The organism is Arthrobacter sp. NPDC080031 (assembly GCF_040702485.1).
GTDB lineage: Bacteria > Actinomycetota > Actinomycetes > Actinomycetales > Micrococcaceae > Arthrobacter.
This window is the reverse complement of sequence record NZ_JBFBLA010000066.1, coordinates 1-1147: the sequence shown is the minus strand read 5'-3', so window position 1 is coordinate 1147 and position 1147 is coordinate 1. Positions and strand designations below refer to the sequence as shown.

Here is a 1147-nt window from a genome sequence, read left to right as displayed (position 1 = left end):
TTGATCTGACGACGAACGCGGGGTGGGCCGCGGCGGCGGCGTTGACCCCGGCCCAGGCCGCGTCCCGGGCAGCCACGCCGGGCACGACGGCGACGACCGGCGCGGCGGGCACGGCTTCTTTGCCGGGTCTTGCCCTGGGCCTGTATCTGGTGACGGAGACCAGCTACCCGGCCGGGGTCACCCCTTCGGCTCCGTTCCTGGTGACTCTTCCCATGACGGACCCCGCGGGCGGGAACGGCTGGATGTATGACGTGAACGTCTATCCCAAGAACGCCGTGACGACAGCCACGAAGACGGTGAACGATGCGTCGGTCCTCAAGCTGGGCGATAACGTGCAGTGGACCATCACGTCCGAGATCCCCAATGTCAATCCGGTCGACGGGTACCGGATTGTCGATAAGCTCGATCCGAAGCTGAGCTATGGCAATGCGTCGGTGGCGCTTTCGAACAACGCGGCACTGGCGGTGGACACGGATTACACGATCGTGTTCGACACGGCGACGAACACCCTCACCGTCAATTTCACCGCCTCCGGCCGGGCCATCCTGGCCGCCAACCCCACGGCGAAGGTCCTGGTCACGGCGAACACCACCGCGAACGCTGCCGGTGAAATCACGAACACGGCCCTCGTTTACCCGAACGCGGCCAGCTTCAATGTCGCCGCGGGCCAGCCCAACGGGCCGGTGGTGACCGCGCCGGTGGTGACCAAGTGGGGCACCATCGTGTTGCATAAGAAGGATGCCCGGAGCTCGGCTGCCCTGGCCGGCGCCGTGTTCTCGGTGTATCCGAGCCGGGCCGATGCCGTGGCCGGCACCAACGCGATCAGCGTCGGAGGTGCCAGTTCCTGGACGACCGATGCCAGCGGCAACCTGGTGATTTCCGGTCTGCGGTATTCCAACTGGGCCAACGGGGCCGCGGTGGGGCCGGGGCAGCCCGGTTACCAGTCGTACTGGCTGGTGGAGACCAAGGCCCCTGCCGGGTATGTGCTGCTCGCCCAGCCGGTCGAGACCACGGTCACCGGGAACGACCCGTCCGCCGTGACGGTGACGATTGACAACGTCCTGGCGAACGCCGCCGGATTCTCGCTGCCGCTCACCGGCGGCGCGGGAACGTGGGCCCTGACCGCCGGCGGGGTCCTCGTGCTGGC

At 67.7% G+C, this 1147-nt stretch carries 1 protein-coding gene; it reads left to right on the top strand.

Features of this window, described 5'->3' with window-relative positions; all coding sequences use genetic code 11:
* Positions 1 to 1147 (top strand): SpaH/EbpB family LPXTG-anchored major pilin (locus AB0323_RS23990; RefSeq protein ID WP_366179554.1); only part of this gene is annotated, 1147 nt, incomplete at both ends.